This window comes from Micromonospora sp. NPDC050495 (assembly GCF_040655175.1).
In the GTDB taxonomy this organism is placed as follows: Bacteria; Actinomycetota; Actinomycetes; order Mycobacteriales; family Micromonosporaceae; genus Micromonospora.
The window spans coordinates 93348-111399 of record NZ_JBFAJK010000010.1; the positions used below are offsets into that span (position 1 = coordinate 93348).

21 protein-coding genes and 1 tRNA gene are annotated in these 18052 nt (G+C 74.9%); 10 read left to right on the plus strand and 12 right to left on the minus strand.

The genetic code is table 11. The features are described 5' to 3' along the window. Positions 1–21: 21 nt before the first annotated feature. The 7 genes from AB0I11_RS13480 to AB0I11_RS13510 form a co-directional block, all read right to left on the minus strand. A complete protein-coding gene (locus AB0I11_RS13480) occupies positions 22–762 on the minus strand; it encodes a hypothetical protein (RefSeq protein WP_357318739.1) in 741 nt (246 codons plus the stop codon). Positions 763–836: 74 nt separating this feature from the next. Further along, a complete protein-coding gene (locus AB0I11_RS13485; protein ID WP_357318509.1) occupies positions 837–1553 on the minus strand; it encodes a response regulator transcription factor in 717 nt (238 codons plus the stop codon). Continuing rightward, entirely contained in the window at positions 1523–2767 is a 1245-nt protein-coding gene (locus AB0I11_RS13490) for a hypothetical protein (RefSeq protein ID WP_357318742.1), read from the minus strand. The genes AB0I11_RS13485 and AB0I11_RS13490 overlap by 31 nt, the downstream gene beginning before the upstream one ends. Positions 2768–2852: 85 nt before the next feature. Then, positions 2853–4031: an ATP-binding protein gene (locus AB0I11_RS13495; RefSeq protein WP_357318512.1), complete on the minus strand. Its 1179-nt coding sequence runs from the start codon at positions 4029–4031 to the stop codon at positions 2853–2855. Positions 4032–4161: 130 nt separating this feature from the next. Further along, the gene (locus AB0I11_RS13500) at positions 4162–4782 is read right to left on the minus strand and encodes a class I SAM-dependent methyltransferase (protein WP_357318516.1); all 621 of its coding nucleotides are present in this window, start codon (positions 4780–4782) and stop codon (positions 4162–4164) included. A gap of 94 nt (positions 4783–4876) precedes the next feature. Continuing rightward, a complete protein-coding gene (locus AB0I11_RS13505) occupies positions 4877–6106 on the minus strand; it encodes a hypothetical protein (RefSeq protein ID WP_357318519.1) in 1230 nt (409 codons plus the stop codon). Beyond that, a complete protein-coding gene (locus AB0I11_RS13510) occupies positions 6106–6627 on the minus strand; it encodes a SigE family RNA polymerase sigma factor (protein WP_357318522.1) in 522 nt (173 codons plus the stop codon). The genes AB0I11_RS13505 and AB0I11_RS13510 overlap by 1 nt, the downstream gene beginning before the upstream one ends. Before the next feature lie 182 nt (positions 6628–6809). Between AB0I11_RS13510 and AB0I11_RS13515 the strand changes: the two genes are divergently transcribed. Next, positions 6810–7382, plus strand: a complete 573-nt coding sequence (locus tag AB0I11_RS13515; protein ID WP_357318525.1) for a histidine phosphatase family protein — start codon at positions 6810–6812, stop codon at positions 7380–7382. Between the two features lie 141 nt (positions 7383–7523). Next, positions 7524–8063, plus strand: a complete 540-nt coding sequence (locus tag AB0I11_RS13520; protein WP_357318528.1) for a hypothetical protein — start codon at positions 7524–7526, stop codon at positions 8061–8063. Between the two features lie 15 nt (positions 8064–8078). Here the strand turns inward: AB0I11_RS13520 and AB0I11_RS13525 are convergent, their stop codons facing one another. Next, positions 8079–8267: a hypothetical protein gene (locus AB0I11_RS13525; RefSeq protein WP_357318745.1), complete on the minus strand. Its 189-nt coding sequence runs from the start codon at positions 8265–8267 to the stop codon at positions 8079–8081. Between the two features lie 97 nt (positions 8268–8364). After that, complete coding sequence (locus AB0I11_RS13530) at positions 8365–9024, minus strand: HAD family hydrolase (RefSeq protein WP_357318531.1); 660 nt, start codon at positions 9022–9024, stop codon at positions 8365–8367. Between the two features lie 162 nt (positions 9025–9186). On the opposite strand from AB0I11_RS13530, the gene AB0I11_RS13535 reads away from it, so the two are divergent. The 4 genes from AB0I11_RS13535 to AB0I11_RS13550 all read left to right on the plus strand — a co-directional run bounded on the left by AB0I11_RS13535 (position 9187) and on the right by AB0I11_RS13550 (position 11107). Continuing rightward, a complete protein-coding gene (locus tag AB0I11_RS13535; RefSeq protein WP_357318534.1) occupies positions 9187–9576 on the plus strand; it encodes a hypothetical protein in 390 nt (129 codons plus the stop codon). Then, positions 9515–10162, plus strand: a complete 648-nt coding sequence (locus AB0I11_RS13540) for a hypothetical protein (RefSeq protein ID WP_357318537.1) — start codon at positions 9515–9517, stop codon at positions 10160–10162. The genes AB0I11_RS13535 and AB0I11_RS13540 overlap by 62 nt, the downstream gene beginning before the upstream one ends. Before the next feature lie 158 nt (positions 10163–10320). Continuing rightward, positions 10321–10647, plus strand: coding sequence for a hypothetical protein (locus AB0I11_RS13545; protein WP_357318540.1), 327 nt, complete (start codon positions 10321–10323; stop codon positions 10645–10647). A 49-nt stretch (positions 10648–10696) separates the two neighbouring features. Then, positions 10697–11107: a hypothetical protein gene (locus AB0I11_RS13550; protein WP_357318543.1), complete on the plus strand. Its 411-nt coding sequence runs from the start codon at positions 10697–10699 to the stop codon at positions 11105–11107. Between the two features lie 108 nt (positions 11108–11215). Here the strand turns inward: AB0I11_RS13550 and AB0I11_RS13555 are convergent. After that, positions 11216–11288 (minus strand) — tRNA-Arg (locus tag AB0I11_RS13555). A 167-nt stretch (positions 11289–11455) separates the two neighbouring features. Between AB0I11_RS13555 and AB0I11_RS13560 the strand changes: the two genes are divergently transcribed. Continuing rightward, positions 11456–12196, plus strand: a complete 741-nt coding sequence (locus tag AB0I11_RS13560) for a hypothetical protein (RefSeq protein WP_357318546.1) — start codon at positions 11456–11458, stop codon at positions 12194–12196. Between the two features lie 10 nt (positions 12197–12206). Here the strand turns inward: AB0I11_RS13560 and AB0I11_RS13565 are convergent, their stop codons facing one another. Together AB0I11_RS13565 and AB0I11_RS13570 are read right to left on the minus strand one after the other, a co-directional pair. Next, positions 12207–13235, minus strand: a complete 1029-nt coding sequence (locus AB0I11_RS13565; RefSeq protein WP_357318548.1) for an alpha/beta hydrolase — start codon at positions 13233–13235, stop codon at positions 12207–12209. A gap of 205 nt (positions 13236–13440) precedes the next feature. Further along, on the minus strand, positions 13441–13863 hold the full coding sequence (locus tag AB0I11_RS13570) for an HPF/RaiA family ribosome-associated protein (protein WP_357318551.1): 423 nt from the start codon (positions 13861–13863) through the stop codon (positions 13441–13443). Positions 13864–14178: 315 nt separating this feature from the next. Between AB0I11_RS13570 and AB0I11_RS13575 the strand changes: the two genes are divergently transcribed. From AB0I11_RS13575 to AB0I11_RS13585, 3 genes are all read left to right on the plus strand, one after another. Next, complete coding sequence (locus tag AB0I11_RS13575) at positions 14179–15039, plus strand: single-stranded DNA-binding protein (RefSeq protein WP_357318554.1); 861 nt, start codon at positions 14179–14181, stop codon at positions 15037–15039. Between the two features lie 111 nt (positions 15040–15150). Beyond that, the gene (locus AB0I11_RS13580) at positions 15151–16296 is read left to right on the plus strand and encodes a cobalamin biosynthesis protein (RefSeq protein WP_357318748.1); all 1146 of its coding nucleotides are present in this window, start codon (positions 15151–15153) and stop codon (positions 16294–16296) included. After that, positions 16293–17831: a cobyric acid synthase gene (locus tag AB0I11_RS13585; RefSeq protein WP_357318557.1), complete on the plus strand. Its 1539-nt coding sequence runs from the start codon at positions 16293–16295 to the stop codon at positions 17829–17831. The genes AB0I11_RS13580 and AB0I11_RS13585 overlap by 4 nt, the downstream gene beginning before the upstream one ends. Positions 17832–18052 lie beyond the last annotated feature (221 nt).

Consider the following 18052-nt stretch of genomic DNA (forward strand, 5'->3'; position numbering starts at 1 on the left):
ACCTGACCGGTCGGGGCGGGGTCAGCAGGCCGAACCGGGACGGTCCCGGGCCGGGGACCCCGGGCGGGCCCAGGCCGGCGACTCCTGCGCCGCCGGGCGGTAGTAGTCGTCCCGGGACAGGAACTCCACCGGCAGCGCGCCGGGCAGGGTCACCGCGCCGCGGGCCGGCCCGGCCGCGTCGACCCGGCTCAGCAGGGCGTCCCGCTCCGGCGGGGAGAGGTCCACCAGCTCGGCGTGCACCAGCCGGAAGGTGGCCACCGCGCGGCGTACCTGCCGGAAGAGCGGGCCGATCTGGGCGACCGGGCCGGTGAGCGCCAGCGCCGGCTGCCGGATCGTGCGCAGCGCGTCGCACACCACCAGCAGCTCGACTCCGCCGTCCGGGCCGTCGACCAGCTCCAGCCGGGACGGCCACTGCCAGCGGATCTGCCCGCTGACCAGACGGGACAGCCGGGCCGGGCGCCGGTGCCGGGCCTCCGTCCGGCCGCCCCGCCCGGGGACCAGGGACAGCTCCGACCCGGAGCAGACGTACGCGAGGCGCCGATCGGTCACGGTGACCGTGGCCGGCGAGGGGAGTCGCCAGACACGGGTGCGCTCGGTCGGCCCGAGCAGGTGCCCGGTCACCCGCAGCTGGTGCTGCCCCAGCACCCGTTCGCCCGGCTCGGGGACCAGCGTGTAGCGCCGGTCGAGCACGGGAAGGGCCGGCTCGTCGTCCGCGTCGAAGCGGTGCGGGCCGATGAAGAAGGGAGCGGCGTCCTCCAGCACGGTCACGACCTCCCCGGAGTCTGTCGGCGGTACGTCGAGCGTCGCCCACCCGACAGCCGCTGTCATGACAGCCGTTAGGGGGTCGGCCGGTCGGTCTGCGCGTGTGACCGGTAGATGCCGATCTCCTCCGGCCGGACGAGCCCGTCCTCGATCGCCCGGGCGAGCAGGGCGGCCTTCGTGGCGGCCGGTCGACCCGCCCGGGTGTACTTAATCCGCGCCCGGTCGACGTACTGCTTCACGGTGTGCTCGCTGATCCGCATCCGGCGCGCCACCGACGCCTTCGACATCGACTGGAACCAGAGCAGCAGGGCCTCGCGTTCCTTGTCGGACAGCGCCGGCCGGTCCGGGCGGGGGTCACCGACCATCGCGCCGGCCAGCGTCGGCGGCACGTACGGGCGGTCGGTCGCGGCGGCCAGCACGGTCGCCACGCAGTGCTCGCGCCCCTCGTGCTTGGCCAGGAAGGCGGCCGCGCCGGCGTCCAGCGCGGCGAGCATCGTCTCCGGGTCGCCGTGTTCGGAGTAGACCACCACCCGCCGCCCGGCGGCGCTCAGCTCGGCCAGCTTGTCGAGCACCATCCGCCCGTGCAGCCGCAGGTCGAGCAGGACCACGTCGGCCTCCGGGGCGGCCCGCAGCACCACGTCCGGATCGTCGCCGGTGGCCAGCACCCGCAGCCGCGGTTCGCTGGCCAGCCAGGCCCGCACTCCGTCGATCACCACCGGATGGTCGTCCACGATGGCCACCCCGATCGGCCGTCCGCCGGTCACGTCCTCCGCCACCGCGTCTGCGTCCATCTGATCTCCCCGTCCCGCTCGTGCACGTGTTCCACCGGGCCGCTGCCGCCCGGTTCGGGTGGGCCGTCGGCCGTGACCTGGCCGCCGCGCCGGCGGGCGGCGCTCGGGACCGGTTGCGGGCCGTCGGCCGGTGGGTCGTCCCGCCGGCAGGTGGTGTCCCGGGGCGGATCGAGACCGATCGGGTCAGGGCCGTCGTGGTCGGGGGTGACCAGGCTGACCACCACCTCGTCCGGCCCGGCCAGCACGGTCATCCGGGCCCAGTCTCGCGCGGCGGCCAGCGCCGCGGTGAGCGGGTCGGCCAGCCGCCGGCGTACCTCGACGGGCAGCGCGGGCGGGGTGCCGACGGCGATCAGCTCGATCGGCAGGCCGTTGCGTTCGGCCAGGTCGGCGGCGGCCCGCAACTCGTGCAGCAGCGGGTCCGGCACGTCGTCCGCCTCGGCGATCAGCCGGCGCAGCCGGGCCGCGGCCAGCACGCACCGGCGGCGTACCTCCGGATCGGCCGGGTCGGCGTCGCCGGCCGCGAGGGCGGCCAGCACCTCCTCGGCGGTGCCACTGACCAGGGCGAGCCGGGCCTGCCGTTCCAGGCGGGCCTGTTCCGCCGCGACCCGTTCCGCCGCCACCGCGCCGGCCGCCGCCGCGGTACGGGTCCGGTCCCTAGCGAGCGCGGCGAGCGCCGCCGCGCCGGCGAAGACCGCCACCGGCAGCGAGGAGGTGCCGTAGACGTACATGGCGTAGCGGGTGAGGTCGGCCGGGGCGGTGGCGCCGTGGGCGAGCACCGCGCCGAGGGCGATCACCGCGTGCGCGCCGAGCAGCATGAGCAGCCACCCCACCGGCCGCCGCCAGATCACCAGCAGGAAGAACCAGGCGAGCCCGCTCCACACCCAGTTCGCCGAGGTGAACAGGACGCCCTCGCCGGCCGCCGCGAAGACCGCGGCGTCGACCACCAGCAGCACCACGGCGAGCCGCCGGGCCGGGGGTGGGCCGCCGCGCAGCAGGCGTACGCCGGTCGCCACGCCGACCCCGGCGGTGACCAGCCAGCCGGCCCCGACCACCACCGGGGCGGCCAGCCGCGGCCACGCGCCGAGCACCCCGGGCAGGCTGATGGCCAGGTGCCAGGCCAGCGCGATGGTGACCGCGGCGATCCGGGCGCCCCGGTCGGAGGCGTCGGCGACGGCGCTGGCCACCGTCGCGGCCCCGGGCCGGGCGGCCGGCACCGTGCCCGGCGCGGACCCCCAGGGCCGCAGGACGCCCCGGCGGGCCGCCCCGGCGGGGACGGCCGGGGTCAGCGCCGTGCCGGAATCAGTCGCCACCGGACCACTCCAGCCGGATCCGGGTGCCGGCGCCAGGGGCGGAGGTCACCACGGCGCGGCCACCCACGGTGGACATCCGGCCGTGGATCGACTCGCGCAGGCCGTACCGGTGGGCGGGGACGGTGGCCGGGTCGAAGCCCGGCCCGTCGTCGACCACCTCGACCACGACGGTCCCCGCGATCCGGTCCAGGCGCAGCGCGGCGGGCGCGCCCGCCGCGTGCCGCGCCACGTTGGCGAGGGCGGCGGCCGCGCTCTCGGCGAGCGCGTCGGCGACCACGGCCGGCACCGTGCACGGCGCCACCGTCGCGGTGACCGGCAGCTCGGGCAGCCGGGCGAGGACCGCGCGCAGCCGCTCGTCCAGGGCCGTCGCGCCGCCGGCCGGCGCGGACCGGGCGTCGGCCAGGGCGGTGAGGCTGCGCAGGTCCGCGGCGCACCGCTCGCGCAGCCCGGCCGACGGGCCGGCCACCGCGCCGAGCCCGACCATGGTCAGCGTGCTGAGCACCGTGTCGTGCAGGTCCCGGTTCTGGCGCCGCTCCGCCTCCCGGGCGGTGCGGGCCACCACCGCGTCGCGGGCCAGCCGCTGGTAGTCGGCGAAGGCGGCGTCGGCGCGGCCGAGCCGGCGCCGCATCACCGCGGTCATCACGGCCGTGCAGGCGATCTGCACCAGCAGGGTGGCCGCGTGCGCGCGGGCCTCCGCCGGGTTGCCGGCGGCGGTCGCGCCGGTGACGTAACCGGCGGTCACCAGGAACCCGGCCGGCACCGACCAGCGGGCGGGCGCGGTGGCCTGGGCGTTGATCACCGTGGTGCTGGCCAGCACCGCGATCCAGCTTCCCTCGCCGGGCAGCACCTCCGGCGCGACCAGCCACGGCATCGCCAACCCGGCCGCGGTGGTGAGCGCGACGTCCCCGGCCACCAGCGCGCCGCCGATGCCGTGCCGGAACGCGCGGACCGCGTACCAGACGGACCAGGCGGTCAGCGCGGCGACCGCCGGGAACAGCAGCGCGACCCGGACCGGCGGGCTGCTCACCGCGAGCGCCGCCACCCCGCAGGCCACCCCGCAGGTCAGCCGCAGCAGCGCCGGCAGGGTGGTGAAGATCAACGTGAACGCGCCGCCGGCCGGCCGGTCCAGCGGAGTCGGCGGCGAGGTCGTGGCGGCTACGACCGGCATCGGGGGAGGGTCCTTCCGGCAGCGACCCGGTCGGGTCCGCACGGCCTAGATCGACGACGGAGAATAGCATGTCGACCGACAATCGGTCACCCACCGTACGCGGCGCGTCGCTGTGCCGATCCGCCGCCGGTCAGCTGAACGCCACCCCGAGCAGGTGCGCGCTGGTCCCGAACACCGCCGGGTCCTGCTCGACGGTTTCGGCGCAGACCACGGCGTCGGCGAAGAGCGGCTCCTCCGGGCCGGTGCCGAGCGCGTTCAGCAGCGGCCAGAGTGGACCCTCCACGCCGTACACCGCGGGCGCGGGCAGGCCGGCCGCCCGGAATTCCGCCACCACCTGCTCCGGTCCGTGGAAGTACGCGGTGGTGAAGCCCGTCTCCGGATCGTTGACCCCGGAGGCGTACGCCGCGCGCAGCAGCGGCCGGTTGCCCGGGTCCACCCGGCCCTTGGCGGTCAGGTCGATCAGCGGCGCGTTGCGGCTGATCACCGCCGCCACCACCGGCCCGCCGGGCCGGGTGAGCCGGGCCGCCTCGCGCAGCGCGGCCACCCGGTCGGCGGCCCCGGTCAGGTGGTAGAGCGGGCCGAGCAGCAGGGTGGCGTCGGCCGAGCCGTCGGGCAGCAGCCGGGCCAGCAGGTCCCGGGTGCGTCGCGCCTCGAGCCGGCCCCGCGGGGTCGCGTGCCGCCGGTCGGCCTCGGCGAACACCTCGGTGTAGTAGCGCTGGATGTCCGGCTCCGCCGGTCGGTGGTGGGGCATCCGTCGACGGTCGCCGAGCCCGGCCGGCGGATCACGCCGTTTTCCGGCCGGCCGGGCTCCGGGCCGGGTCGGCCCGCCACCGCATGGCGCCGGGTCAGCACCGCCAGGCGCGCGGCCCGAGGTTCTGCCACCCGGCGCCGTCGTCGCTGCGGGCCTGGCCGACCACCAGCCCGGTGTCGGACACCGCGACCGCGACCGCTTGCTGCCCGCTCGGCACGTCGAGCCCGACGGTCCCACCGGCGCTCAGGAGCGAACCCTGCGCCACCACCCAGCCGGCCGCGTTGACCGCGTCGCCCGGCCCCGCCGTCTTCAGCTGGTCGACCTTGCCGGTGCGGAGATCCCACCGCGCGGCGGTCTGCGACGGCCACAGGCCACCCGTGGCCCAGCCGCCCCGAGCCGCGTAGGCGGCCGCCTTCTCGCCCGCCGGCGCCGCCAGCTTCCGGCCCTTGCCGCGCTGGTCCCAGGCGTACCCGGCCACGGCCGTGCCGTCGCGGTACATCGCGCCGACGATCGTGCCGTCGTCGGTGACGGCGAAGGCGTTGGCGCCCTGGGGAAGGGGGAGCTTCCGCGCCGCCGTCGAGCCCGCCCGCCACAGCAGCACGATGCTGCCCTTGCCGCCCACGTTCCCGCTCGGCTCCGCGTTGATCACGATGTCGCCGGCCTCGTTGATCGCCGGGCTCGGGTACACGTGCCAGTTGCCCGCCGGGGTGCGCAGCCGCGTGTACCGGCCCTTCTCGTAGCGGAAGACGTACTCCACCGGCCCGTCCTGGACGAGGCCCACCACCACCCCGGCCGGGTTGACGGCGGTCGCCTGGATCGACTCGGCGGTCACCGGCAACGCCCGCGGCTGCCCGTCGGTCCAGAGCACCGGCCGGAAGTTCTGGCCGACCGTGCTGTTGCCGACGACGTACCGGCCGGTCGGGTCCACCGCGGCGACCGCGACGTCGGTCATCCCGGGCGGCACGGGCAGTTCCGTGACCGGGCAGCTCACACCCGGCCGGGTCGGCGCCCGGCTGGCGCCGCCAGCCGACGCCGGCACGGCCCGCTCGGTCGGAGCCGGCGGCCTGGCAGGCCCGGCGGCCGGACCGGTCGCGGCCGACGGGTCGGCCGGCCCCGCGGCCGGCTGCGCGCCCCCCGCGTCGGTCAGGATCGACGGCGCCGCGAGCAGCACGGCTGTCGCCAGCGCCACGCCGCCGGCCCCCTGAAACGAGCGGTGGCGAAAGACACGCCGCCGGCCGGCGCGGACGAGCGCGTCGACCTCGAGGCGGCTGGGCGGCACGTCCACCGCCTCGAACCGGGCCCGCAGTTCCTGTTCCTCGTTCATCAGCGCTCCTTCGCTTCCGTTGCGACCGCGACCGGATGCCGCCCGTCGAGCACCTCGCGCAGCGCGGCGAGCCCTCGCGAACACTGGCTCTTGACGTTCCCCGCCGAACAGCCGAGGGCCGCCGCAGTCGCCTCGATCGACAGGTCGTCGAGGTAGCGCAGCACCACCGCGGCCCGCTGGCCCTTCGGCAACGCCCGCAAGGCCGTCACCAGCGCGTCCCGTTCCTCGATGTCGTGACCGGCCGGGGCGGACACCTCCGGCAGGCGGTCGCCGAGCAGCACCCTGGACCACCCGCGCCGTCGTTCGTCCAGGTAGCGCCGGACCAGGATCCGGTGCACGTACCCGTCGAGGTTGTCGGCGCTCGTGGCGCGCTTCCAGTTGACGTAGAGCGCGGTGAGCGTCGCCTGGACGATGTCGTCGGCCTGGAACGCGTCGGCGCAGAGGAGGTACGCCGTGCGGTGCAGGCGAGGCAGCCGCGCCTGCACGTACTCGACGTAGTCCCGTTCGAGGTCGGGCCGCATCCTGCTCCCTTGTTCAGACGGCATGGACGGTGGGCTCTGCCGTCCTTATGTCGGTGCCGGCCCGGGAAAGGTTGCACGGCGGTCGAGGGGTCCGCGAGCGGAGCGCGGACCGTCCGGCCCCGCCGGCGGCGCCGCGGTCTGGCAGGATCGGGCGGAACGCCGGTTCCGACGAGGGGGCATGGATGGCTCGCACGCTGTTGTACCTGGTCCGCCACGGTGAGCAGGATCCGGCGCACGGCCATTCCGCGCCCGGTGGCCTCTCCGCGCTGGGCCGCTCCCAGGCGGATCGGCTCGGCCGCCGGCTCAAGGGCGTGCCGTTCACGACGATCCACCACAGTCCGCTGTCCCGCGCGGCCGAGACCGCCGAGGTGATCGCGGACTACCTGCCGGACGTTCCCCGACACGCCTGCGACCTCGCCGCAGACCGTACGCCGGTGCCCTCCGCCGCACGCCGCGGCGACTACCCGAGCCGCCTGCTGCCGTGGCTGGACGGGGTGCCGGGGGAGGAGCGGGACGAGGACGCCACCGCCCTGCAGGCCGCCGTCGAGCAGCTCGGCGCCGTCGGCACGGAGGACCGGCACGAACTCGTGGTCACCCACAACTTCGTGATCGGCTGGTTCGTCCGGCATGTCCTGGACGCCCCGACGTGGCGGTGGGCGGGCCTCAACCAGGCCAACTGTGGGCTGACCATCGTGCGGTGGGAGACCGAGCGGTCGCCCGCGCTGGTGTGCTTCAACGACACCGGGCACCTCTGACCCAGCCCGCCCGGTCGTCGCGGCGGGCCGTGCGCCGCCCGCTCACCGTTGCGGCAGGCCGCGCGCTGCCGGCCCATCGTTGCGGCGGGCCGCGCGTCGGCGCGGCGCACCCTAGGCTCACGCCATGTCGCGGAGCAGCCAATGATCGACCTGGACGACCAGGACCAGCGGCCGGCGCGGCCGGGCGCCGACCCCGTCACGGACGGTCGGAAGGTCGCCCTGGGGCTCGTCGCCGCCTTCGTGGCCGGCGTCGTGCTCGGCGGGGTCGGCATCAGCCAGCTGCGGGACTCGCGTGCGCAGCGGGAGCGGAACGCGGTGGTCGCGCTGGTTGCCGTGCCCCGATCGGCCAACCTGGGCGGCTCGTCCGTCCAGGGCTCCGTCCAACTGTCCGGACTGTTGATGGTGGTCAACACCGGACCCGCGCCGGTCACCGTCCGTGGGGTCACCGCGGAGCGGCCCGGCGTCGTGCTGCGCAGCATCGAGGATTCCCGGCTGCTACCCGCCGGCGGCACCGGTCAGGTCGTGGTCGAGCTGCGGTTCGACTGCACGACCGCCTTCCAGTCGGATCCACTGTCGCTGCGGCTCTCGGTGGAGACCGGGGACGCGCGGACCAGAGAGGTCAGCTATCCCGTCGCCCTGTTCGGGAGCGAATGGCACCGGGACGCCATGACCATGTGCTGAACCCGTCTGTAGCGTTCACGGCCCGCCTGCCGCGCCTGCCCACGGCTGACGCAGGCATACCCGGCCTGGCAGGCTCGGCCCGCCCCAGTCGTCCTGGTAGCTGGCCGGGTCGGAGAAGTCGATGATGAACGGCTCGACCACGGCCCGGACGATGAAGTACAGCGCGATGATCAGGCCGAAGACGGTCCCGACGATGGACAGCACCCTACGCAAACCGGCCTCCGTGGTAACCGTGGCTGTTTGGCGGGGCCGACTGGATCGCCACCTCCAAGCATGGCTGTCCCGCGGATCTCCTCGTCCGCTACCCGGCGGCGTCCCAGCCGCGCAGTACCTCGGCACCGGCCACGACGTCCGCGACGGTGCGGTCCGGCGGCGCGAGTTCCGCCGGCCATTCCTTCCCTCGACTGACCCAGAGGGTGGCAAGCCCTGCCGCGCGGCCACCCTCGACATCGAGTAGCGGGCTGTCACCGATCGCCCAGCCACCGTGCCGCAGATCCAGGCCGCAGCCACGGGCCGCCGCCGCAAAGATCTCGCGTGCCGGCTTCCGGACACCCAGCTCTCCGGACACTGCCCAGGCATCGACGCAGCGGTCCAGCCCGGTGCGCCTGATCTTGCCCAACTGGTTGTCGGCTTGGCCGTTGGTCACGATCGCCACCGTCCAGCCCTCCGCACGCAGCAGCCTCAGCGCGCTCAGCACCTCGTGGCGGCAGCTCACCAGTTCCGGCATCCGGCGTCGGTACCGCCGCCAGGTGTCGTCCGCCGATGCCAGTCCGAACCGCGCCGTCACCTCACCGAAGAACCAGTCGCGGGGCACGGACCCGTCTTGATCCCGGGCGAGGAGCCACGCCACCTCGTCGTCCGGCAGCCCGTGATCGGCGCAGAACTCGACCGCCCAGCGGCGGAACGCCTCCGTACGGTCCACCAGCGTGTTGTCGAGATCGAAGAGCGCCAACCGCTGCATGACCGACAACCGTACCGGCGGGGTGGAGCGGATCTGCTCGGCGGGCGCGCCCCGGCGACCCACGGACCGCGCCGGGTGTCCGCCTCGGTGGCGCTGGTTTCACCGCCCTCGTGGGCTCTGCACGGACGCCGACGCTGGCCACGATCGTCGTACTGTCTGCGGATGGTGTCGGACATGGTGCGCTACTACGACGACTTCCTGACCGATCGGGAGTGGCTCGCCGAGGGATTGAGCTGGGCGGTGGTCCAGCCGGCGAGTGCCGAGGCCACGATCGACGGGGTCATCAAACGCCTGCGGGCCAGACGTGTCGAGCCGGGTGACAACCACACCGGCGAGTTCGCCGACCTGGCTCAGGTCGGCCGCAACGTGGTGGTGTTCCAGGACGCCGGCTGCGCGCTGGGCCAGCCTGACGTGCTGCGTTGGCTCAGCGACGGCGTACGGGTGCACGGTCGACTGGACCATCAACGGCAACGGCGGCGTCACCTACGCGGTGTACGGCAAGGTGCTCGCCTGGATGGACATGAACGATCCCGACCGCCGACACGGCGATGACCCCGCTGTGTTCGATGATGACCTGGACGACGTGCGCGCCGCGCGGGGCACCGAGTATGTGAAATCCGCGGTGATGGCGTTTGTGGAGCGGCGGACCGGAGTGCGGCTGCCGGCGGAGTGGATGAACGACGAGGGCGCCGACCCGCAGGCCGGGCCGTGGGTGACGGTGCGGCTGGGGTCGTTTCCCCGGGAACCCAGGCCGCCCTCGACCTTCGGTCACTACGAGCCCGACCTCGACGCGCGACTGCGGGCCGCGCCGGAGTCGGTGCGGCGGGCGGCGCTGGCGCTCGCCGTGCGGGCGGTGACAACGCGGTTCAGGTTCAGCGACGACGCCCTGGCGAGGCAGGTGGTGGAGGCCGTCGAGCAGGGCCTGACCCTGGATGGGGAAACCCGGTCGCGGATCCTCCGCCTCACGGCGCAGGGCGCCGACGATCGAGCCTGCACCGACGCCGTCTACGCCCTGTACGCGGCGATGGGCAAGGGGATGTCCATGGTCGACGCGGTGGGCGCCGCGCGGTACCCGATCGTCGACGAATGGCCGGTACTGCGGCGGGAGCTGTACCGCCTGGTCCGGGAGACCGGCTGACCGCCTCGTGGCGCGGGTGGCGCCATCGTCGACGTGACCGATCGTCCCGTGTGCTGACCGCCCAGGGGCACCGGCTACCGGCACGTGGGCCGACGGCGCTCGGTTGTCTGACCCCGGGAGGGTTGTCTCTGGCTCGTCCGGAAGCGCACAATCCCGCCGTGGAAGGGCTCGGCTACCTGCTGGGGATATTGCTTCTGCTCGTTACCTGGTCAGGTGTGATCGGTGCCTGCCTCGGCCGGCTTGACTTCTGCGAGGCCGTACCAGGGGCATCGCCGTGGCGACTCTGGGGACCGGGCCTGCTCGCCTGGTCCTGGATCGTGCCGCTGGTTGCCGGCTTCTTGCTGGTAGAGAGACCATGGGCGATCTACCTCATGTTCGGGTTGCCGCTGGGACCGTTGATCGCCACGGCGTTGACCGTGGTGGAGTTCCGTCGCAGGCGCGCTGAGGATCTGGTGTCCGGGACGCCTCGACGGCTCAAGCTGTGAGGCCGGCCGCCGGCGGCGGGCTGGGGGAGCCCGCTGTACCTTCGTGCCCGTGGCAACCATGGCAGAGTTGCTCGACTGCATCGACGATCCGGACGATGACAGCACGCGGGCCTACCAGCTTGTGGACGAGATCGCGCGGAGTGGCGACACCTCTCTGCTGCCCCTGCTGGCGGTCGAGCTCGACAACTTCCTGAACACCGGTCATTTCTATGGCCGCGATGTCATCGCCGATGCCTTGGCGGGTCTTGGCGGGATTGACGTGCTGCCGCTGTTGATCACGGCATCCGCGCGAAACCTTGGCGACGACCAGGATGGGCTCCAGACCACAATCCTTGAGCTGATGTCGACCGACAAGCATCGGTCTCGCGTCGTCCTTGACGAGCTGCGTGCCGACGGGCCGCCAGAGATCCAGCCTCAAGTCATGTCGGCGTACGAGCTGCTTGACTCGGGCCTGATCTAGCTGGCTCCGCCTCTCCTCCGGGTGACGTGGCTGCACGAATGGCTGGCCGGAGGCCGTGGTGATCGTCTCGACCGGGTGCGGAAAGCCGCTGGCCTGCGGTGGGAAGGGTGCGCCCGGCAGGATTCGAACCTGCGGCCTTGGGATTAGAAGTCCCCTGCTCTATCCGCTGAGCTACGGGCGCGCGGCGACGCAGTCGCGCCAAGAGGGTACCGCCGAGCTGTGGTCCACCGGGGGAACGGGTGGTCGCGGCCACGTCTCGATCAGCGTGCCAGGTGCGCCCGTGCCGGCGCATCCGGGATACCCGGGTCCCGGGTCGCGGCGGTGGTTCCCGTCCGTACCCTCGGCGTCGTGCTGCTCGATCAGGAAACCGAGAACGAGATCGTCTACGAGCTGTGCCAGCTGCTGGGGCGGGCCATCCTGCCGCTCGGCGGGTACGACCGGCCGGGCGGGACCGGCGAGACCGTGGGCACCGCCTTCTTCTACACCGAGATGGTCGGCGCGACCGACGACGGGGAGGTGGTGCACGAGTGGTTGTTGACCGCGGACGTGACCACCCGGCCGGCGTACGGCGAGATCGGGCTGCGGCCGAGTGTGACCGAGCCGGCCGACGCGGCGGCGGAGCCGATCGTCCTGCCGCGCTTCGCCGATCACTGGCTGCACCTGCCCCAGGTCGGGGTGGCCGCGATGCCCACTGGTGGGCTGCACGGCTACGCCGAGGATCAGGGCTGGCGCTGGCGTACCCAGCAGGTGAGCGATGCGGTGGCCGCGCGGGCCGACGCGGTGGGCCGGGTCGGCGCCGCGCCCGGGTCGGCGTTCGTGCTGGCCCTCGGTGTCGGCGAGGACGGGTCGCGGCCGCTGGAGGCGGTGATCGAGCGGGTGGTCCGGGACGGCGACGGGCTGCGGGTCGACACGGAGCTGCCCGCCGGGTACGTGGGCGCACCGGTGTTCGGCGTCGAGACGGGCCCCGACGGGGAGGTCGCGCTGCACTGCCTCGGCCTGCTGCTGCCGGCCACGTCGGGCGGTCACCCGGTGGCGACGTTCGACCGGATCCGGGCCGCCCTCGCCGAGGCGACCGCCGACGTCGGTTGACCGGTCCGGTTCAGCCGTCGGTGGCCGCGCCGGCCCGGTCGTCGGCCGGCCGCCGCGCCGCCGGCGGGCCGTCCGGTGCGGCACCGGTCGGCCCCGCCCCGAGGAAGCCCTCCGCCCACCGTCCGACCTCCGCGAAGACCTTCTCGCGTACGGCGGGGCCGGAGAGCGTGAGGTCGTGCAGCCCGCCGTCGAAGCGGGCCACGGTGACGTGCCGGCCCAGCCGGGGTGCCCAGCGGACCATGTGCTCCACGTCGAGCACGGCGTCGGCGAGGGTCGCCGACTCGTGCCAGCGGGTGCCCCGGTAGCTGCGGGTGGAGCAGGCGAGCAGCACCGGCACCGGGATGTCCAGGCCGGCCCGGAGCTGGCGCTGACCGGAGCGGATCGCGTTGATCCAGCCGGCCCGCACCGGGAACCCGGCGAGCGGTTTCCAGGCCAGGTCGTACCGCCACTCGCCGCGGTGGTCGGCGTGCAGGCTCTCGCCGTACACGGTGCCCAGCCCGAAGGGGAGGATGCGGTGCGGCGCCCGGCGGCCCAGCCGGGAGACGGCGGCCGCGAGGGGTCGACGGACCAGCCAGGGGGCGTTGATGTCGAAGAAGGGGCTGTTCAGCACGATCCCGTCGACCAGGCCGTCGGCGCGGTGGGCGTGCGCCCAGAGCGAGACGATCAGGCCGCCGGTGGAGTGGCCCATGGCGAGCAGGGTGTCGTGCCCGTCCTCGGTGCGGACGATCTGGGCCGCGGCGTCCAGCTCCGGGAAGTAGTCGCTGAGGTCGCGGCAGAAGTTCGGGGTCTGGTGCGGCAGCAGGCTGCGGCCGTACTTGCGCAGGTCGAGCGCGTAGAAGTCCCAGCCGCGCTCGGTGAAGAAGTCGGCGACGTGGGTCTGGAAGAAGTAGTCGACGAAGCCGTGCACGTAGAGCACGGCCCGGCCGGTCGGGCGCGCGGCCCGGCGGCGGACCAGGGTGGCGACCACCGGTCCCTCGTCGTCGCTGCCCAGGTCGATCGTGTGCCGCTCGTACGGCGGTCCCAGCACGTCGGGTTCCACGACCGCGACGGTACGCCGCCACGCTACCGGGCGGTAGCCCCGGCGGCGCCGTCCTTTACCGGTTGCGGCAGGTCGGGGTGTCCCGAAGCGCGGATACCCCGACCTGCCGCAACATGGGTGGATCACCACCGGCGACCGGGCCGGACCGTCGGCACGGTCAGGCGGTCGGGCGGCCAGGCGGCCAGGCGGTCACGCGGTCAGGCGGTCAGGCGGTCTCGGCGTCGAGCCGGTCCGGGCCGGCGTCGCCGTTCGCCGCCTGGCCGGCGTCGGGCTCGGGCAGCTCCCGGATGTGCTTGTTGTGGCGCGGCTCCTGTCGGGTCTTCGCGTCGTTGAGCCGGCGCCGCAGGTCGTCCCGGACGTCGTTGAGAGCGGCGTGCAGGTCCTCCTCCCCGGAGGTGGTGACGATCTTCTGCCGGCCGGCGATCCAGCACTCCAGGGTGACCTTCTGTCCCTTGGCGTCCCGGTCCTTGACCGACACCTCCAGCTCGGTGGCGTCGGCGTGGAAGCCCGCGAGCCGGGCGTCGAGGGTGGCGAACCGCTCCGCGATCCAGTTCCGGTCGCCCTGGGAGAACCCGGCGCCGACCCGCAGGCACTCGGCCACGGTCGCGGGATTCGTCACGGCGCTCATCGCCGAACCTCGCTGACGTCTCGGAGATGCATCGGCACTCCCTTTCTCTCGGTTGATCAACTCCATACCCAGTCGGGACCCGTCCGGAACCGCCCTGTGGCGCCGGTCGCCCGATCGGGTCACGCCGCAGGTCGGCCCGGGCCTCGACGGCGCCCTGTCGGCCCGGGCCTCGACGGCGCCCTAGCAGCCGGGGCCATGATCAGGTAGTTGTCCACAGGCCGGTTGGTTGTCCACAGCCGGCGGCGGCGCGGGTGGTGCGCGGGGACGTCGCGGGTCGAGGCTCGGCCGGACAAGCGAGTGTCCCTGGGAGGGCCGATGTTCGATACGTACGTCACCATCGTCGGCAACGTGCTGACCGCGCCCGAGTGGCGCCGTACCACGCAGAGCAACACCCTGGTCGCCAACTTCAAGGTCGCCTCCACGGCCCGCCGGCTGGACCGGGACTCCGGGCGCTGGGTCGACGGCAACAGCCTGCGCGTACGGGTCAACTGTTGGCGCAAGCTGGCCGAGGGGGTGGCCGCCTCGGTGGCGGTCGGCGACCCGGTGGTCGTCGCCGGCCGCCTCTACACCCGCGACTGGATCGACGACGCCGGCAACCACCGCACCCTCTACGAGTTGGAGGCGGTCGCGGTCGGGCACGACCTGTCCCGCGGCCGGGGCCGCTTCGTGCGCAACCGGCCGAGCCTGGCGACCAGCGCCGTCGAGGACGCCGAGGCGGAACGGCGGGTGCACGGCGAGGCGACCGAGCCGGTACCGGTCACCCGGGCGCCCAGTTCGTTCGACGACCGGCCGATCGACGACGAGTTCGACCCGCTGGAGCTGGGCGGCCCGGCTACCGGCCCGGCGATCCACGACGGCCTGGACGAGTCCCCCTCGGGTGCCTTCGGCGAACCGGCCGACCCCTTCGACGAGCTGACCGCCGACCGCGGCGACGGCCTCCTCGGCGGTCCCGGCGACGACGGCGATGACGGCGACGACGGCGACGGTGTCGACGGTGTCGACGACGGCGGCGACGACGGCGGCGACGGCGACGGCGGTGTCGACGGCGGTGTCGACGACGCGGCCGGGGTGGGCGACGACGAGGCGGCCGAGCCCGGCGGGTCGGTTCCCGCCGACGGCGTCACCCGTACGGGTCGGGGCCGGCGCGGCGGCCGCCGGGCGGCGGTGCCGGCCTGAGCCGGTGGATCCTGTTGCCGTGAGCGGGGTGGCGACGAGCCCGACGTGGCCACCCCGCCGTACGACTAGGCTGGCCGGCCGGAGGTGATGCGGGTGCGGCAGGCGAACGCCATGGCGAACGCGGCGGGGCTGGTGGCGGGGTACGCCCTGGACTCGCTGCTCGGCGATCCCCGCCGCTGGCACCCGGTGGCCGGCTTCGGCCGGGCCGCCGGCGCGCTGGAGCGGCGGGCCTACCGGCCCGACCGGACCGCCGGGGCCGGGTTCACCGCGCTCGCGGTGGGTGGCCCGGTGCTGCTCGGCGTCGCCGCGACCCTGGCCACCCGGCGGCGGCCGCTGGCCCGCGCGGCGCTGGTGGCCGCCGGGACCTGGAGCGTGCTGGGTGGCCGCACCCTGCGCCACGAGTCGCGGCTGATGGCGCGGGCGCTGCGCCGGGGTGACCTGCCCGCCGCCCGGGGCCGGCTCAACCACCTCTGCGGCCGGGACCCGTCGACGCTGGACGAGCCGGAGCTGGCCCGGGCCACCGTCGAGTCGGTCGCGGAGAACACCTCCGACGCGGTGGTCGCGCCGCTGCTCTGGGGCGCGGTCGCCGGGCTGCCCGGGCTGCTCGGCTACCGCGCGGCGAACACGCTCGACGCGATGGTGGGGCACCGCTCACCCCGGTACGCCCGCTTCGGCACCCCGGCGGCCCGGCTGGACGACCTGCTCAACCTGGCCCCGGCCCGGCTCACCGGGCTGCTGACCATCGCCGTCGCGCCGGTCGCGCACGGGGACCGCCGGGCCGCCCTGCACGTCTGGCGGCGGGACCGCAACGACCACCCGAGCCCCAACGCCGGCCAGTGTGAGGCGGCGATGGCCGGGGCGCTCGGCGTCCGGCTCGGTGGGCGCAACGTCTACTTCGGCCGGGCCGAGACCCGACCGTTCCTCGGCGACGGCCCCCGTCCCGAGGCCCGGCACCTGACCCGTGCCGCCCGGATCTCCGGTGCCGTCGGCCTGGCCGCGCTCGGTCTCGCCGCGGCGTATCCGGTGACCGTGGGCCGCCTGGCCGGCGCGGCCGGCCGCGCCGCGCTGCGCGGCCTGCGCCGGCACCGGCCCGGCGCGGCGGCGCACCCGCGCCGTTCGGCCGGCCGCGCGGCGGAACGTCACCCCGACCCGGACCAGCGCGGCGGGGCGGGCCGCCGGAGCGCGGACCACCGCCGGGGCGCGCTGCCCCGGCCCGGTCCGGCCCCGGCGACGGCACCCGGGCGACCGGGCCGATGAGCGGCGGGCTGCTGGTCGCCGGCACCACCTCCGACGCCGGCAAGAGCGTGCTCACCGCCGGCATCTGCCGGTGGCTGCACCGCCGTGGGGTGCGGGTGGCGCCGTTCAAGGCGCAGAACATGTCCAACAACTCGGCGGTCGTGGTCGGGCCGGACGGCCGGGGCGGCGAGCTGGGCCGGGCCCAGGCCATGCAGGCCGCGGCCTGCGGGCTCACCCCCGACCTGCGCTTCAACCCGGTGCTGCTCAAGCCGGGCAGTGACCACGCCAGCCAGGTGGTGCTGCTCGGCGCGGCGGTCGACACGGTCACCGCGGGCAACTTCCGCGAGCTGCGTCCCCGGCTGGCCGAGACGGCCTACGCGGCCCTGGCCGAGCTGAGCGCGGCGTACGAGGTGGTGATCTGCGAGGGTGCCGGCAGCCCCGCCGAGATCAACCTGCGGGCCGGCGACTACGTGAACATGGGCCTGGCCCGGCACGCCGGCCTGCCCACGATCGTGGTGGGTGACATCGACCGGGGCGGCGTGTTCGCCTCGATGTTCGGCACGGTGGCCCTGCTCGACGCGGCCGACCAGGCCCTCGTCGCCGGCTTCGTGATCAACAAGTTCCGCGGCGACCGTGGGCTGCTCCAGCCGGGGCTGGACATGCTGCACCGGGTCACCGGACGCCCCGCCTACGGGGTGCTGCCCTGGGAGCTGGACCTCTGGCTGGACGCCGAGGACTCGCTCGCCTACGGGCGGGTGCTGGGCCGGCCGGCCGCGCCACGCGGCACCGACTGGCTCGACGTGGCGGTGGTCCGGCTGCCCCGGATCAGCAACGCCACCGACGTGGAGGCCCTCGCGACCGAGCCCGGCGTCCGGGTCCGGCTGACCGTCGAGCCCGCCGAACTGGCCGCCGCCGACCTGGTGGTGCTACCCGGCTCCAAGTCGACCGTCGCCGACCTGGCCTGGCTGCGGGAGACCGGGCTGGCCGACGCCGTGACCGCGCACGCCGCCGCCGGCCGGCCCCTGCTGGGCATCTGCGGCGGGTTCCAGATGCTGGCCCGGGCGATCCACGATCCGGTGGAGAGCCGGCGGGGCAGCGTGCCCGGGCTCGGGCTGCTGCCCATCGAGATCACCTTCGACCCGCGCAAGACCGTCCGCCGGGCCAGCGGCGCCGCCGACGGGGACGTCCCGGTGCACGGCTACGAGATCCACCACGGGTACGTCTCGGCGGCCGACCCGGCCCTGCCGCCGCTGCTGCGCCACGCCGACGGCACCGGGGAAGGCGCCCGGCTCGGCGCCGTGCACGGAACCCACTGGCACGGCGCGTTCGAGTCCGACGAGTTCCGCCGCCGGTTCCTCACCGAGGTGGCCCGGCTCGCCGGGCGCGGTGGCTTCAAGGTCGCGCCCGACACCGAGTTCGCCGCCGCCCGCGAGCGCACCCTGGACCTGCTCGGCGACCTGGTCGAGGAGCACCTCGACACCGACGCGCTGTGGCGGCTGATCGAGGCAGGCCCGCCGCCGGGCCTGCCGTTCATCCCGCCCGGCGCACCCCACTAGCGTCCACCGATCGGGCTTCGTCATGCCCCGGCACGCGCCGATGGGACTTCAGCGCGGGCCCGGCTCGCCGCACCGGCCTCCGCCGGCCTGGAACTGCAGCGGCTCAGTCCAACCAGCAGTGGAACGTCAACTTCCCGCCCGGGGGCGAGGCCACGCCTCATGCCCGCTACCGACTTGATGACCTGGATGGATCAGCGAGGCGCCAAGGTTGATTCATTTTG

Bases quoted from the DNA above. Each gene is read 5' to 3' on its own strand.
- AB0I11_RS13485 (WP_357318509.1), bottom strand. From the start codon at position 1,553: ATGGACGCAGACGCGGTGGCGGAGGACGTGACCGGCGGACGGCCGATC.
- AB0I11_RS13495 (WP_357318512.1), bottom strand. From the start codon at position 4,031: ATGCCGGTCGTAGCCGCCACGACCTCGCCGCCGACTCCGCTGGACCGG.
- AB0I11_RS13500 (WP_357318516.1), bottom strand. From the start codon at position 4,782: ATGCCCCACCACCGACCGGCGGAGCCGGACATCCAGCGCTACTACACC.
- AB0I11_RS13505 (WP_357318519.1), bottom strand. From the start codon at position 6,106: ATGAACGAGGAACAGGAACTGCGGGCCCGGTTCGAGGCGGTGGACGTG.
- AB0I11_RS13510 (WP_357318522.1), bottom strand. From the start codon at position 6,627: ATGCGGCCCGACCTCGAACGGGACTACGTCGAGTACGTGCAGGCGCGG.
- AB0I11_RS13515 (WP_357318525.1), top strand. From the start codon at position 6,810: ATGGCTCGCACGCTGTTGTACCTGGTCCGCCACGGTGAGCAGGATCCG.
- AB0I11_RS13520 (WP_357318528.1), top strand. From the start codon at position 7,524: ATGATCGACCTGGACGACCAGGACCAGCGGCCGGCGCGGCCGGGCGCC.
- AB0I11_RS13530 (WP_357318531.1), bottom strand. From the start codon at position 9,024: ATGCAGCGGTTGGCGCTCTTCGATCTCGACAACACGCTGGTGGACCGT.
- AB0I11_RS13535 (WP_357318534.1), top strand. From the start codon at position 9,187: ATGGTGTCGGACATGGTGCGCTACTACGACGACTTCCTGACCGATCGG.
- AB0I11_RS13570 (WP_357318551.1), bottom strand. From the start codon at position 13,863: ATGAGCGCCGTGACGAATCCCGCGACCGTGGCCGAGTGCCTGCGGGTC.
- AB0I11_RS13575 (WP_357318554.1), top strand. From the start codon at position 14,179: ATGTTCGATACGTACGTCACCATCGTCGGCAACGTGCTGACCGCGCCC.
- AB0I11_RS13580 (WP_357318748.1), top strand. From the start codon at position 15,151: ATGGCGAACGCGGCGGGGCTGGTGGCGGGGTACGCCCTGGACTCGCTG.
- AB0I11_RS13585 (WP_357318557.1), top strand. From the start codon at position 16,293: ATGAGCGGCGGGCTGCTGGTCGCCGGCACCACCTCCGACGCCGGCAAG.